Here is a 15830-nt window from a genome sequence, read left to right as displayed (position 1 = left end):
GCTCCCCCCTAAGACTGAAGTTGCTGAACCGCAAGCTCTCTTAATTTAAACTTCTGGATTTTCCCGCTAGCTGTCATCGGAAATGCATCCACAAATCTGATATAGTTGGGAATTTTGTACCTCGAAATTTTTCCATGACAATAATCCTTTATTTCTTCACTTGTTGTCTGTTTATTTTCTTTTAAAATAATCCAGGCCATGACCTGTTCCCCGAATTTTTCATCAGGTACTCCAATCACTTGTACGTCTAGAACATCGGGATGCTGATATAAAAATTCTTCAATCTCCCTCGGGTAAATATTTTCTCCACCGCGTATAATCATATCCTTCATTCTTCCAGTTATTTCAATATAGCCATTTTCATGCAATACCGCTAAATCACCGGTATGGAGCCAGCCTTCCACATCAATTGCTTCCTTCGTTGCCTCGTGGTTATTATAATAGCCTTTCATCACAAGGTACCCTCGAGTTAACAGCTCTCCTGGCAAACCGACTTCTTGCTCGGTATTTGTTCCTGGTATGACAATTTTTACTTCCACATTTGGGTGTGGTTTTCCCACCGTATTTACTTTCAATTCTATTGGATCATCTGTTTTTGTTTGTGATATTACTGGTGATGATTCCGTTTGCCCATAGGCAATCGTAATTTCCTTTGCACCCATTTTATTCATCACATTCGACATTACCTCAACAGGACACGTAGAGCCTGCCATAATACCTGTTCTCAAATAGGACAGATCAAATTCATGAAAACGAGGATGATTTAATTCTGCGATGAACATTGTAGGAACGCCATGGAGTCCTGTACATTTTTCATCTGATACAGCTTGCAATACTTTCTCCGCGTGAAATTGCTCCAGTATGACCATCGTTGTCCCTTTGGATACCGCAGCAAGTATGCCTAATACACAGCCAAAACAGTGGAAAAATGGCACTGGAATACATAGTCGATCATTTGGAGTAAGTTTCATACAATCAGCAATTTGATTTCCGTTATTGACAATGTTTCGATGTGTTAACATAACCCCTTTTGGAAATCCAGTAGTCCCTGAGGTATATTGCATGTTAATGACATCATCTTCGGTCAGCGATTGTTTCCGTTGCTCTAAATGAGCATTGCTGCTATCATTACCTTTTGCAATGACTTCCTTCCACGTATAGGCATAATTATATTCCGCATTACTAATTACAATGATATTTTTTAAGTTTGGTAATGTTTCTAACCGTAGTTTTCCTTTTTCCTGACCATCCAGATCGGGGCAAATTTGTTTTAAAATATCCACATAGGATGTTCCTTTAAAGCTTTCGGCCATAATTAAGGTTGTTGCTTCAGACTGCTTTAATAAATATGCTAATTCATTCGCTTGATAATTTGTATTTACCGTTACAAGTACAGCGCCCATTTTGCCGGTTGCAAATTGCGATGTGATCCATTCTGGTTTATTATCAGCCCATATTGCAACATTTTCTCCTTTTTGAATATCGATGGCCATTAATCCTTTTGCGGCTTGGTTGACCATTTCATTAAATTCCGAGTATGTTTTTCGTAATTTTAATTCTGGATAAACAATTGCTTCATGATTCGGATATAAATCCACTTGTTTTTCAAGCAGCTCACCAATAGTCAAGCTTAATAATGACATGAATTCTCCCCTTCCTAACATGGACTAGCAACCTAGTTCTCTAGCAATAACCAGTCGTTGAATCTCAGACGTTCCTTCCCCAATTTCTAATAGTTTTGCGTCACGTAAATAACGTTCTACCTCATATTCACGCATATAGCCATACCCGCCATGTATTTGAATCGCTTGATTTGCTGAGCGAAATGCCGTTTCACTAGCAAACAGCTTGGCATATGCCGCTTCCTTTCCAAAAGGCTTCCCTTGATCCTTTAACCATGCAGCTTTATGCACCATATTTCTGGCAAGCTCAACTTCCATTGCCATATCAGCGAGCTTAAATTGAATCGCTTGAAATTGAGAAATTGATTTACCGAACTGCTTCCGCTCTTTTGCATACGCTAGAGCTTTATCGAGCGAGGCCTGTGCTATTCCGAGTCCAAGTGCTGCAATTGAAATCCTTCCCCCGTCTAATGTATAGAGAAATTGATTAAAACCTTTGTGTTCTTCCCCCAATACATTTGATCTTGGCACACGAACATTTTCAAGTACAATTTCAGCTGTATCTGAGCCGCGAACACCCATCTTATCGTAATTGCTCGTTATCGTAACACCTTTTGTATCCGCAGGAACAATGATAGAAGAGATCATGCTTCTACCTTGTTCATTTTTGCCTGTGACAGCGGTTACAATAATAATTTTGGAAAAGCTTGCATTCGTAATAAAGCATTTTTCTCCATTAATAATATAATCATCACCATCAATTAGCGCAGTCGTCTTCGTTCCACCTGCATCTGATCCAGCGTTGGGTTCGGTCAATCCAAATGAACCGAGTGCTTCTCCTGCAGCGAGTGGCTTTAAATAAGTTTGTTTTTGTTCGTCATTTCCAAAATAATGAAGTGGGCTTGCTCCGAGAGAGACTGCAGCAGCATAACTTAACCCAGTACTTCCACACACACGACCAATCTCTTCAACCGCAAGCGCATAAGAAATTGTATCACCGCCAGCCCCACCGAATTCTTCTGGAAATGGAATCCCCAGTAAACCAAGCTCCCCCATTTGGTCAAAAATATCGCTTGGAAATTCCGCCTTCGTGTCAATTTCAATTGCTCTTGGTCGAATGATTTCTTCAGCAAAATCCCGAACCATTTTTTTAATCATCACTTGTTCTTTTGTTAATTCGAAATTCATATTATTCCCCCTTAACTATATTAAGACCGACTAGTTGGTCTGTTTTAGTCTTTATGAATTCCCTTTTCAAAGAAAGGTAAGTCTATCCATGTTTCTTCTAACCTATCATTTGAAATCATTTCTCCTTGAAGGACCGCATGCAAAATTAAATCTACAAAGATGTCCCCAATTTCATCAATTGTGTTTGTACCTGATTGCCGGTACCACTTATAAATCCAATTAACCATACCTAAGATTGCCATTGTGGTGATCTCCGCTGATAATTCTGCTCGAAACTCACCAGCCTTTTTTCCCTCTTTAATTGTTCGCATAACAATTTGTTTGAATTGATCCCTTTTACTTTTCACTGACTTTTGGTACTTCGGCTTCAAATACGTACTCTCTTGATAAAAAACAGAAATATGAGCCTTATACAAATCGAAAACGTTTACAAATTCCTTGATAATTGCTTTTAATTTTTTTGTTGGGGAATGATGTGTTTCATACGCAATAATTCCTTTTTCTAATACATGGGTTATAAATGTGTCGTGAATTTCAAATAATAATTCATCTTTAGAAGTGAAATGATGATAAAATCCACCTTTTGACGTACCAACATCTTCAACAATCTGATTTACACTAACCCCATGAAAGCCGTATTGTTCAAATAACATTAAAGACGACTGGATAATTTTCTTTCGTAATTCCGTTTATAAGCCCTCCTTATTGAATTTATTTTTACTTTATCATACGAATCTGAATTTAGAAAGTGTTTTCTAAAATGAAACTAACTTGCTATGTATAACACAACATAGGGACAATACAAATCAAGAATAAATAATCTACTTTAAATATAAGGTAATTAAAATAGGGATACCACTAAACTAGGTACCCCTATTTATTTTATGTCAATTGTTTTAACTGTTGTAAATTGTTATTGTTGTAAACTCTGCTATCTATATCTATTAAGTACTCAACTATCATGCCAACCTTTAAAAAGCTCTATTAAAGGGAAATGCTTTTAAATTTTTAATTAATTGTTGCTTAAATGCAACACGAAGGTTAACAGTTATTCCATTGCATATTGACAATGCTTCCGTTTACAACACAACTAGGTTAAATCGCAATATTGCAACATTTTTGTTTATTTAATCTCAATATCATATTTTTTAGCGCTTTAGAAATTGTAAAATGATTTATAGTCTTCGCCCAAATAGAAATAACTGTCGAGGGGTCTCGACAGTCTAATTTATCGTCTAATCTTGGTAACGTTTATTAAGCTTCAATGTAAAACTTTTTAACCATATTATTTAGCGGCGTTTTAACTTACAATCTTTTAGCATAAGTCTCTTGTTTTCATAATTTTTTAGTACAATTATATGATCATTCAAATGGCAAGTCTATTAATTTTTTTCTATGATGTAAATAGTGGTAGTTGCCCTCTTCGCCGGCGCATATTAGCCCTGCTCTTTTCAGTTAATTCCATATTCAACTCTCCTGCTTCAATTACTACTCCATAATCATGTAATGCCGTCTCAACGGATACAATTTCATCTAGGACATCTTCATACACTTGTTTCGCACTCCGTTCCAATGGATCTCCATACCCACCAGATGATGGGACCATAATTTTTACCGATTCACCTGCGTTAAAACGTTTTCCATTTAATTTAGAAGGAAGCTCCTCCGGATTGGTATCTGGGTTTTTAATTAATGAAGCTTCTGTACCTGGCAAACCACCGTTATAGCCCCATGGTTTTACAGTATGCTTATCCCCCTCCATTGACATGAATCCATCGGTTAGGAATCTGTTCCAGCGGATAATCCCCAGTCCACCACGAGTTTTACCGGCACCTCCGGTATCTTCCCTCAATTCATATTGCTCACAAATCATTGGTGTATGCATATCAAGATCTTCAATTGGATTGTTTCTAGTGTTCCAGGAAGCATAGTCCATCGCATCCATTCCGTCTTTTTCCGGACGTCCACCATAAGATCCTTCATTAACCTCAATGTACACCCAGTAATTATGATCCTTGTCCAAACCAGAATAAGATGCAAACTGAATATTGGCAGATCCACCGGCGCAGGTTTTTTCCGGTATTACCTGGGTTAAAGCTTTAATAATTAGGTCGGCTGCAGTATTTACTTGGTTCGCTCTGCTAAAGGTGGCAGCAGGTCTAATTGGATTAAAGATACTTCCCTTCCTTGCTGTAACTTTGATCGGACGAAATACGCCATGATTGGCTGGTATAAATTCCTCATGGGTGTAGGTATCAAGGAATATCGACCGTAGCACACTGTACACACTTACACATAATGCACCGGAATAGGCTGCATTAAAAGCAGAAGCAACTTGGTCAGCTGATTTGGAGACATCTACCTCTAGCTCATCTCCCTTTTTAATAACTTTTACATGCACTCTTAATTTTCCATTTAAGTTGATACCATCATCATCAAGCCATGATTCAGCTTCATATTCTCCATCAGGTATTTTGGCAATTTCTTTACGCATCATTCTTTCGGAGTAATTCATCAACTCCTCACCCGCAGCTAGTACAGTATCTTTTCCATATTTATCTAGGAGTTCAATATATCTTTTTGCCCCCAATCTGCATGCTGCAACTTGAGCCTCCAAGTCACCGATTACCTGTGACGATGTTCGTACTTTTTGCCGGACTACTTCAAACAGCGTTTCATTCGGCTTACCTTTGTCATATAGCTTAACACCGTTTAATACTAATCCCTCCGCGTAAACATCAGGTGCATCAACAATTAGGCCTGGCTGCGCTCCTCCAATGTCAAGGTGATGAGCAGTAGTTCCTGCGTAGCCTATTAACTCACCTTCATAGAATATTGGCTGTGTAAGCGATACATCGGGCGAATGAGATGCCCCAGCATATGGATCGTTATTCCAAATAATATCTTCTGGATGCTGATTGTCCCCTAGTATTTCTTGAAAACCTTTAATATAACCTGGTAGACAACCTAATTGCATCGGAGTTGAATCAGATTCAGCAAGCGTTTCACCAAAACGTGTAAATATCCCGGCACCTAAATCCTCCGACTCCCGAATAAGCGAAGAGTATGCCATCCGCTGCATAACATGAGACATTTCTTTGGCAATTGTATCCAATGCCCCTCCAATTACTTGCACGGTTACTGGATCAATTTTTTTACTCATCACCCATCACCACCTTCGAAAATTGAATATCTTTATTATTTGACATACTCTCCATTGGTGTAGCTAATAACGTTCCATATGGGGAAACCACAATCTGCCAATCTGGCGGAACAAGAGTTGTCGAATCACGTTGTATAATCGAAGCAGGTCCTGTAATCCGATCGTTAGCCAATAATTCTTCCCGCTGGTAACGTGGTGTTGTCAGTCCTTTAATTTCTCCATCCATCTCAAAATAGGTATTCCGTTCATACATAAGCGCTTCTTTTGGATTGATGCGATTCTTTCGTTCTAATTCTGGTAATTCCAGGTTTGGTGTTTTCCCAGTTGCAACAACATCCAAGGAAATTAATTCTACCGTATTTTCTGGAAAATGGTGACCATATTCTTGTTGATGGATGGAATGAAAATTTGATACAATTTCATGAACGCTTTGTTTCGTTAATTTTCCTTCTGGAACTGGTACCCGTAATTCGAATCCCTGGCCAATATAGCGACACTCAGCAATTCGTTCAAATTCAATATCACGTTTACTAATACCATCATTAATTAATTGAGATGCTGCTTGCTCCTCCAGCACTTTGAGCTGTTGAAATAAATCAAAAGCAAGACTATCTGTAATCGTTTTCAAAATTTGGATATAAGAAGCATTAAAATGATATTTCAGATCACTAACTAGTAAACCTGCAGATGCAGTGATTCCAGGGTAATTTGGAACAATAACAAGCTTTGATTCAACTGTTTTCGCTAAATCAATGGAATGAAGCGGCCCAGCACCACCTGCAGCTAATAAAGCAAAATCCCTTGGATCAATCCCTTTACGGACAGAATTTTCTCGAATAGAAAGAGCCATATTATTATTGATGATTTCTAAAATCCCTAAGGCTGCTTCCTCCACTGTCATGTCTAATTTGTCAGCGATATTCTTTTTAATAGCCTCATAGCTTTTTTTCGGATGTAGTGAGATGTCTCCACCTAAAAATTGTTCTGGATCCAGTCTGCCCAAAACTACATTTGCGTCGGTAACACATGGATTTTCCCCACCTTGTCCATAGCATGCAGGTCCTGGTGTGGAACCAGCACTTTTCGGTCCTACCCGAAATGCGCCACCTGCATCAACGTAGGCAATTGAACCACCACCTGCGCCAATCGTATCTACTTCTAGCATAGGAGTAACAACCGGATAAGTATTTACCTCACAATCCCTCGGATTTACTACTCGTGGAGTGTTTTTAGGGATGATAGAAATATCAGCAGAGGTTCCACCGATATCCACACTAATCACATCTTTGATCCCATCTAATAGCCCCCACCATGCTGCTGCAAGTACGCCTCCAGCTGGTCCAGATTTCAATAAATTCATGGGTCTAGTCGTAGCACTTTGGACAGATGCCATTCCACCGGAAGACTGCATAACATGGAGCTTGCCCTTGACACCTGCTTCTTCAAGCGATGACACCAGATTATCAAGGTACTGGTTGACTTTAGGTGCTACAAAAGCATTCATTGCTGTTGTACTAAAACGTTCATATTCACGAATTCTGGGGGCAACCTCACTGGATGTGAAACACTGGATTTCTGGCCAAAATTCTTTTACAATTTCTTTTGCCCTTTTCTCATGAACATCGTTTAGAAACGAAAAGAGAAATGCAACAATAATAACGTCAACATTTTCATCTTTTAACTTTAAGACTGCATCACGAACTTCCTCCTCATTCATCGGAGTGCGGACCCGACCATCAGGTGCTTGGAGTTTTTCTGTAATTGGAAGACGGTGCCTACGTTTGACCAGTGGATTATCTTGCCACGGCAAGCTCTGTTGGATGGAAAAATTTTCGACTTTTTTATGACGAGCGATATGAAGGATATCCCGATAGTTTCTTGTTGTCAGCATCCCAACCTTTGCACCATTCCCCTCAATCGTAATATTGGTTGCAACTGTTGTTCCGTGTAAAATGTACTCAACATTATGAACATCGACATTACTCATTTCGCATAGTTCTTTAATTCCTCTAATAACACCAACAGATTGATCATAGGTTGTGCTCGGTACCTTGTGTACGTTAACTTTATTAGCAGCATCATCTACCAATATTAAATCTGTAAATGTACCACCAACATCGACTCCAATACGAACCATAGACATTCCCCTTTCTTAATTAAAAAGATTATTTCATCAGGATACCTTTAAAATTAGGTATCCCTTATTTAAGTCATCTGTTTTAGTTGCTGCGATTTGTTACTATTGTATACGTTGTCATCTATCCCATTTAAGTAATCTACTACTTCATTTACTGGCAGGACGTCTGCGAACTTGGCATCCATATCGAATAGATTCCATTCCACAACTCCTGGTACTCGATCCCCTATTGTTCCTTCAGGTACGATTGTTTTAAACCCATATCCAGTAGAGTCCATAACGGTATGCCGAACACAAGCAGAAGCTGTAGCTCCCATAACGATTAGCGTATCTACTCCAAGCTTATTTAATGTTTGAGCTAAATGTGTTCCAAAGAAGTTACTCGCAAATTTTTTATGAATAACAGGTTCTTCCGATCTTGGCTTAAGCTTTGGATCTATATCCATCCACTCAGAGTCTATATCCAATGTGTGCAATGGAATCTTCTCATCCCATCTTGGCAAGTCCCATTGCTCCTTTCCTACAAAACCTGTAGTCGTATGAAATATGGGAACACCTGATTCCCTTGCTGCTTCTAAAACTTTTAAGGTATTAGCACATATTTCATCATTGTTATTACAAGTAAATGGGTGTCCATCACTCATCCAAGCTTTTGCCATATCTACCGTCGTTATAGCTGGAGCTTTACCAAAACCCATTCTTCTCTGAAATCCCCTTTCCTTATAAATTTTCCTCGCCTCTGCAAATGCCTTCTCTAATAAATCCTGATCAAACGCATAATTGCCCTGATTGTCTTTGAAGTTTTCACTCATCTTGTAAATCCTCCTTCATATTTAAAAAGTTTTTGGTTCTGCTTTTTTACTGCAATTATCGTGCCAACTTTTAAAATGGCAATATGATAGGATTATGAAAATTTAAATTATATTTCACTGTTGCAAAATTGCAACAGTGGGGCACTCAGAAATTGGTAATAGCAAGTACAATAACGCTTTCATTTAAGCAACATTATTTTTTGTTTTGCAATATTGCAACATATTATGTTTTAAATCTCAATATTATATTTTTTTACCTTTCTAGAAAGTGTAGATGGATTTATTCCTAGCGTCTTTGCAGTCTGTCTTAAAGAATTGTGCTTGTTTAAAGCAGATTCCAAAATACTTTTTTCGTAAACTTCCATAAGGTATTCTAATTTTCCTTTTTCTTCAGAATGTAAAAAGTCATCCATAAGTACGTGTTCATTAAGTATTTTATCTGGTAGCTGTTCAAAACCTATTTCTTCTCTGTCATTCATAATAAACATATATTCCACTATATTTTGAAGTTCTCTTACATTTCCTGGCCAGGAATATTTAACAAGTGCATCTTCTGCTTTTTTTGACATGATGACATTTTTATTATATTTACCGTTTAGATTTTTTATAAAGTAATTTATCATTTCTGTTATATCCTCTAATCTCTTTCTAAGTGGAGGTATGGTGATTGGGAACACATTCAATCTAAAATATAGATCTTCTCTAAAATCGCCATTTTCAATCTCTTCCAATAGGTTCCTATTGGTTGAAGCTATAATTCTTACATCTAACTTAATAGGCTTAGTGCCACCAACTCGATACACCTCCTGCTCCTGAATAACCCTTAATAGCTTAGATTGAACAGGCATCGTAAGTTCTCCAATCTCATCCAAGAGTATAGTCCCGGTATTGGCCAGCTCAAACATCCCGGCTTTACCTGAATTCGATGCACCAGTAAAGGATCCTGGCATATAGCCGAAGAGCTCTGATTCAAATAAATCTTTAGGTATGGCTGCACAGTTTACTCGTATAAAAGGCTTGTCCTTCCTATTGCTATTCTGATAAATGAAATTAGCCAGAACCTCTTTTCCAGTTCCAGATTCCCCAGTGATAAGTATCGTACTGTCAAATTTAGCTGCAGTAGAAGCTAGCTTTAAGGTCTCGTTCATAGTTTCACTTTTATAGATAAGTCCTTTGGCAGAGAAATGTACCTTTCTCAATAGCTCCAATTCTTGAGAGTATCTTTGCTTAATCAAGTTAACTTTTTCCAGTTCCTTTTTTAGATTTATTAAATCCTCAATATTTCTCGTATTACATATCACTCCTATCATTTCTTTTTCTGAATTATATATTGGAGCGGCTGTTGTAAGTGCGGTTCTACCAGATATGTATCTATGGATTAGGGATATGGACTGCTTTGTTTCTAACACTTTTAAAGATGCCGATTCATTAAAAGCATTTTCCTGTAAAAGTGTTTTTAAATTCTTTCCAAGAATTTCTAATCGCTTAAGACCAGATATTTCCTCATAAGCTGGATTTATATAGAGCGTATTTCCATCTATATCAGCTATAAATACACCATCTGAGGAAAATTCTAAGCCCCCAAATAGATAGTCTGATCTTTGATCCAATAAATCTTTTATAACTTCATTCGAATTCCTCAACGTATGCCCCTCCTAAAAGTAAAATAACGATAAAGGTATAATTTCTTTGTATTTCCAGTCATAAGCCATTTTTCGTAAATCTTGCCGACTATTAAAAGGTTTTAAAAAAAATTCTCACACAGCTTGTAAATTACTATTACTGTATCATAATAATCTGAATATATGAAGTATTACTACACTTAGAGCTAACCAGATATCACTTATAAAACAGCACAAAAATAGAGGCAGTATAAAACTGCCTCTTTCCTTTAATTTTCTATTTCATCAAATGGCTTTAGATAAACCGCTTCTTTCCACACTGCAGTTACTTCACCTTCGTTATCCGAATCAATTACAAAGGATCCATTGCTTGATCGATCGCTTACAGATAATTCGAGCGGGAATAAGTTATGCAAATTACCATTGCTTGTTTCAAAGCAAATTGTATCATTATCATTAATTGCAAAAAATCCTCTTACTCGATGCGGCTTACTTTTTAGCTCTCTTAACATGGCTAAACCACGCTTTGCACGTGTTGACTTTTCAAATTCTTTCAATCTCATTCGCTTGCAAGCCCCACGCTGTGTAATGATAACAATCGAAGGATTCGTTAAATCATTAAATACCTGTCCATTAATAATGAATTCATCATCTTTAAGCATCATTGCTTTAACTCCGGTAGCTCTTTGTCCAACTACTGAAATTTCGGATTCATGGTACCATAACCCATAACCTTTATTTGAAACAAGAAACACATCCATATTTCCATCCGTTTGGCAAACATTCACGACTTCATCATCGTTTTTCAGATTTAATGCGATAAGTGCCTTTGATTTGCGTTGTGCATCATATAGATTGAATTCGCTTCGCTTTACCATGCCGTTTCTTGTAAAGAACAGCAAATAGTTCATCGCATTTTTAAAGTCACGGACCGGAATACATTGAATGAGACGTTCATCTTTATCGAGCTGGGCAATGTTTGATACATGCTGACCAGTATCTTTCCAGCGAATATCTGGGAGCTCGTGAACTGGAATAACCAGATACTTTCCTTTATTCGTAAAGAGGAGCACTTTATCAGTCGTATTTACTTCTAGTAAACTAATCGGATAATCATGTTCCTTTAAGGCCATATCTTCACCATTTGAAGCACTGTATGACCGCAAACTTGTCCGTTTAATATATCCATCTTTTGTCACCGAAACGAGTACATCTTCACTCGCAACCGTTACCTCAATGTTGATTTTAAGCTCTTCAATTTCTGCTTCAATCAACGTACGACGCTCTTCAGAGAATGTCTTCTTAATTTGTTTCAAGTCTTTTTTGATTGTTTGAAGTAATTTCTTTTCACTGCTAAGAATAGCTTCTAACTGTTCAATTCTCTTTTGCAATTCAGCTGCTTCATTCTGGAGCTGTGTAATATCCGTGTTTGTAAGTCTATATAATTGCAGCGTTACAATTGCCTCTGCTTGCGCTTCTGTAAAACCGTAAGCATCCATGATTTGTTTCTTCGCATCGGATTTATCTTTTGAGGCACGGATTGTTGCAATTAATTCGTCTAAAATAGAGATTGCCTTTATTAAGCCCTCTACGATATGGGCGCGATCTTTTGCCTTTTTTAAATCAAATTTTGTTTGTCTTGTAACTACGTCCTTCTGATGTTCAATATATGCATCAAGCATTTGAGGCAATGACAATAGTTTTGGTGTTTTATCCTGGATTGCAACCATATTAAAGTGATAGGTCACTTGCAAATCGGTATTTTTATAAAAATAGTTCAAAATGCCTTCACTATCTGCATCTCTTTTCAGCTCAATAACGACACGCAATCCAGTACGATCCGTCTCATCCCTTACTTCTGCTATGCCTTCTACTTTTCGATCAATACGCAGCTCGTCCATCTTCTTGACCATACTGGCTTTATTAACCTCGTATGGTATGTCAGTAATGACAATTTGTTCTCGATTACCACGCACAGATTCGATCTCTGCTCTCCCACGAACAATAATTTTACCGCGACCAGTTTCATATGCTTTTCGGATACCATCAATACCTTGAATAATTCCTCCAGTTGGGAAATCAGGTCCCTTCATTACTTTCATCAATTCCTGAACAGATATTTCTGGTTTGTCCATTTTCATAATAACAGCATCAATTACCTCTGCTAAGTTATGTGGTGGGATATCCGTAGCATAACCTGCAGAGATGCCTGTCGAGCCATTTACGAGCAGATTGGGAAATTTCGCTGGTAAAACAACTGGTTCAGAGCTTGTTTCATCAAAGTTTGGAATGAATTCTACGGTTTCTTTGTCAATATCTCGCAATAGCTCAGAAGAGATACTGGATAATCTAGCTTCGGTATAACGCATCGCTGCTGGAGGATCGCCATCAATACTTCCGTTATTCCCATGCATTTCAATTAAAACATTTCTAACCTTCCAGTCCTGACTTAAACGAACCATTGCTTCGTAGACTGAAGAATCACCATGCGGATGATAATTACCAATAACGACACCTACCGTTTTGGCCGATTTTCGGAAATGCTTATCATGTGTATTCTTCTCTTCATGCATCGCATAAAGTATTCTTCGCTGCACTGGCTTTAACCCATCCCTTGCATCGGGTAAAGCCCGGTCTTGAATAATATATTTACTGTATCGTCCAAATCTGTCACCAATTACTTCTTCTAATGGAAGGTCTAAAAACTTTTCTGTTTGTGACAAATCAATCCCCCCTTACTTGTTTCCTTCTATATTCTTGTTTTGGGATCGTTTTATAAAGTGAAACTATATTCAGTGGTTGTTTCCCTTCCCCCACTTCCAAGTTTTTTACTTTTCTACGCTTAGCAGAGGAAGGTGTTAAACCCGTAAATACATGATAAATCCGATAAATTAATGCTCGGAATGTATCTTTTCATTTTCTAAAATATTGGTTTCCTCTTCCAAACCAAATTTAACATGTCCCTCTATCCATTTCCTTCTCGGCTCTACTTTATCCCCCATTAAGGTTGTTACACGACGCTCTGCTCTCGCAATATCTTCAATTGTTACCCGAATCAACGTTCGTGTTTCTGGATTCATTGTCGTTTCCCAAAGCTGGTCAGCGTTCATTTCACCAAGACCTTTATAACGTTGAATCGTGTATCCGTTTTTAAACGTTTTAACAGCCTTTTTCATTTCAGCCTCATCCCAAGCATAAACGATTTTTTCATTTTTGCCTTTACCCTTTGAGATTTTAAATAAAGGCGGTAGTGCGATAAATACTTTTCCCGCCTCTACAAGAGAACGCATATAACGATAAAAGAACGTTAGTAAAAGTACTTGAATATGGGCACCATCTGTATCTGCATCCGTCATAATAATGATTTTATCGTATTGTACATCTTCTAAGTCGAAGTCCCCTCCAACCCCTGCCCCAATAGTATGGATAATCGTGGAAATCTCTTCATTCTTAAACACGTCTTGCAGCTTAGCTTTTTCCGTATTAATTACTTTTCCGCGTAGAGGTAAGACAGCCTGAAATTTTCTATCCCTGCCTTGTTTAGCAGAACCACCAGCTGAATCACCTTCAACGAGGTAAAGTTCATTTCTTTGTGGATTTTTCGATTGAGCAGGGGTAAGCTTTCCGCTAAGTATCGTATCTTTTCTTTTCCGTTTTTTCCCTGACCTTGCATCTTCACGGGCTTTTCGAGCTGCTTCACGAGCTTCCTTCGCTTTAATTGCTTTCTTAACGAGCATGCCAGATACATCTGGATTCTCTTCTAAAAAGTAGTTTAGATTTTCAGATACGACTGCGTCAACAACAGATCGGGCTTCTACAGTTCCTAATTTATCTTTCGTCTGCCCTTCAAATTGGAGCTTGTCTTCAGGTACTCGAACAGAAATAATCGCAGTAAGTCCTTCACGTATATCTGTACCTTCCAGATTCTTATCCTTCTCTTTTAATAAACCAATTCTTTTTGCATACTCATTGAATGTTCTCGTAATGGCACTTCTTGCCCCTGATTCATGTGTTCCTCCGTCTCTTGTACGAACATGGTTAACGAATGAAAGCATACTCTCTGCATAACCATCATTAAATTGGAATGCAAACTCGACCTCCAGCCCATGCTGTTCTCCTTCAAAAGAAACAACTGGGTGTAATGTATCTTTCTCTTCATTTACATAATCAACAAATGAAACGATACCGTCTGGAAACTCATATAGTTCCTTTTCATCATTTCGTTCGTCAATAAGTTCTATTTTTAATCCTTTTAGTAAAAATGCAGATTCACGAAGACGTTCAGAAATAGTTTCAAAATCATAATCCGTCGTCGTGAAAATCGTCGGATCCGGCTTAAAATGAATAGTAGTTCCTTTTTTCCTTGTCGCACCTCTTTTTTCAAGTGAGCTTACTGGTTTTCCGCCATCTTCAAAACGCTGGAAATATATAAACCCGTCTCGATGTATCGTTACGTCCAACCATTCCGATAATGCGTTTACTACAGAAGATCCTACTCCGTGTAGACCACCACTCGTTTTATAACCGCCTTGTCCAAATTTACCACCTGCATGTAGCACTGTAAAAATTACCTCAGTTGTCGGTTTGCCTGTGCTGTGCATTCCTGTTGGTATACCACGTCCACTATCATGGACAGAAATACTATTATCTTTATGTATCGTTACTTTTATTTCATTTCCGTAGCCTGCTAAAGCTTCATCAACGGCATTATCCACAATCTCAAAAACAAGATGATGCAGTCCACGGCTATCTGTACTTCCTATATACATTCCAGGTCGTTTTCTAACAGCGTCCAGACCTTCAAGAACTTGGATGGAATCATCCGAATATTGGAATTCATTGTTCAATCAATCCACTACTCCTTTCAAAAACAAAAACAATCTACTTTCTTTATAATAGAACAATTGTTCGTGATTGTAAATTAATCATTTTTCTGTAAGACACCTTCTATTCAATCATCATATCGCAGAATATGCTAATAAGTATACTACAATTGCCATTTTAATGCATAAAACAGTCTAAAAACGTTCTTTACGAGCTATATACTCCCTTCGTATATTTACATAGTGTGAAATTATAAACATACTACATCGGGAGAAAAATTTAACTTTCCACTTTCTTACTTGCTTTGTTTTTTAGCTTAAATCGCATTTGAAAGTAACTCCGAACCAGTGTCAATTATGGATTAAGCGTATACCCGCTCCGGAAATACACTTCGCGCACCTTAGGAGGCTCACCGATACCCTTCCTCCCGCAGGAGTCTACGTATATTTCCTGCGCTAGTAT

General features: G+C 37.9%; 9 protein-coding genes. All 9 read right to left on the bottom strand.

The annotated features are described in order from the left end of the window. Positions 1-8: 8 nt before the first annotated feature. The 9 genes from NSQ77_RS20205 to parE all read right to left on the bottom strand — a co-directional run bounded on the left by NSQ77_RS20205 (position 9) and on the right by parE (position 15391). Positions 9-1643 (bottom strand): AMP-binding protein, encoded by a 1635-nt coding sequence (locus tag NSQ77_RS20205; protein WP_339227881.1) that lies wholly within the window; start codon positions 1641-1643, stop codon positions 9-11. Positions 1644-1667: 24 nt separating this feature from the next. Further along, positions 1668-2810: an acyl-CoA dehydrogenase family protein gene (locus NSQ77_RS20200; protein WP_339227880.1), complete on the bottom strand. Its 1143-nt coding sequence runs from the start codon at positions 2808-2810 to the stop codon at positions 1668-1670. Positions 2811-2854: 44 nt separating this feature from the next. Further along, positions 2855-3481 carry a TetR/AcrR family transcriptional regulator gene (locus NSQ77_RS20195; protein ID WP_339231109.1) on the bottom strand — a complete coding sequence of 209 codons (627 nt, stop codon included), beginning with the start codon at positions 3479-3481 and terminating at the stop codon, positions 2855-2857. Between the two features lie 722 nt (positions 3482-4203). Beyond that, complete coding sequence (locus NSQ77_RS20190; RefSeq protein WP_339227879.1) at positions 4204-5973, bottom strand: hydantoinase B/oxoprolinase family protein; 1770 nt, start codon at positions 5971-5973, stop codon at positions 4204-4206. Further along, the gene (locus NSQ77_RS20185; protein WP_339227878.1) at positions 5966-8110 is read right to left on the bottom strand and encodes a hydantoinase/oxoprolinase family protein; all 2145 of its coding nucleotides are present in this window, start codon (positions 8108-8110) and stop codon (positions 5966-5968) included. The genes NSQ77_RS20190 and NSQ77_RS20185 overlap by 8 nt, the downstream gene beginning before the upstream one ends. 68 nt (positions 8111-8178) lie before the next feature. After that, on the bottom strand, positions 8179-8922 hold the full coding sequence (locus NSQ77_RS20180; RefSeq protein ID WP_339227877.1) for an isochorismatase family protein: 744 nt from the start codon (positions 8920-8922) through the stop codon (positions 8179-8181). 230 nt (positions 8923-9152) lie between these two features. Then, positions 9153-10565, bottom strand: a complete 1413-nt coding sequence (locus NSQ77_RS20175) for a sigma 54-interacting transcriptional regulator (protein WP_339227876.1) — start codon at positions 10563-10565, stop codon at positions 9153-9155. A gap of 248 nt (positions 10566-10813) precedes the next feature. Further along, a complete protein-coding gene (parC, locus tag NSQ77_RS20170) occupies positions 10814-13267 on the bottom strand; it encodes a DNA topoisomerase IV subunit A (RefSeq protein ID WP_339227875.1) in 2454 nt (817 codons plus the stop codon). 168 nt (positions 13268-13435) lie between these two features. After that, positions 13436-15391: a DNA topoisomerase IV subunit B gene (parE, locus tag NSQ77_RS20165; protein WP_339227874.1), complete on the bottom strand. Its 1956-nt coding sequence runs from the start codon at positions 15389-15391 to the stop codon at positions 13436-13438. Positions 15392-15830 lie beyond the last annotated feature (439 nt).

It is taken from the genome of Oceanobacillus sp. FSL K6-2867, from assembly GCF_037963145.1.
Classification (GTDB): domain Bacteria; phylum Bacillota; class Bacilli; order Bacillales; family Amphibacillaceae; genus Oceanobacillus.
Note: the sequence above shows the minus strand (reverse complement) of the source record. Positions and strands in the feature narration are given on the sequence as shown.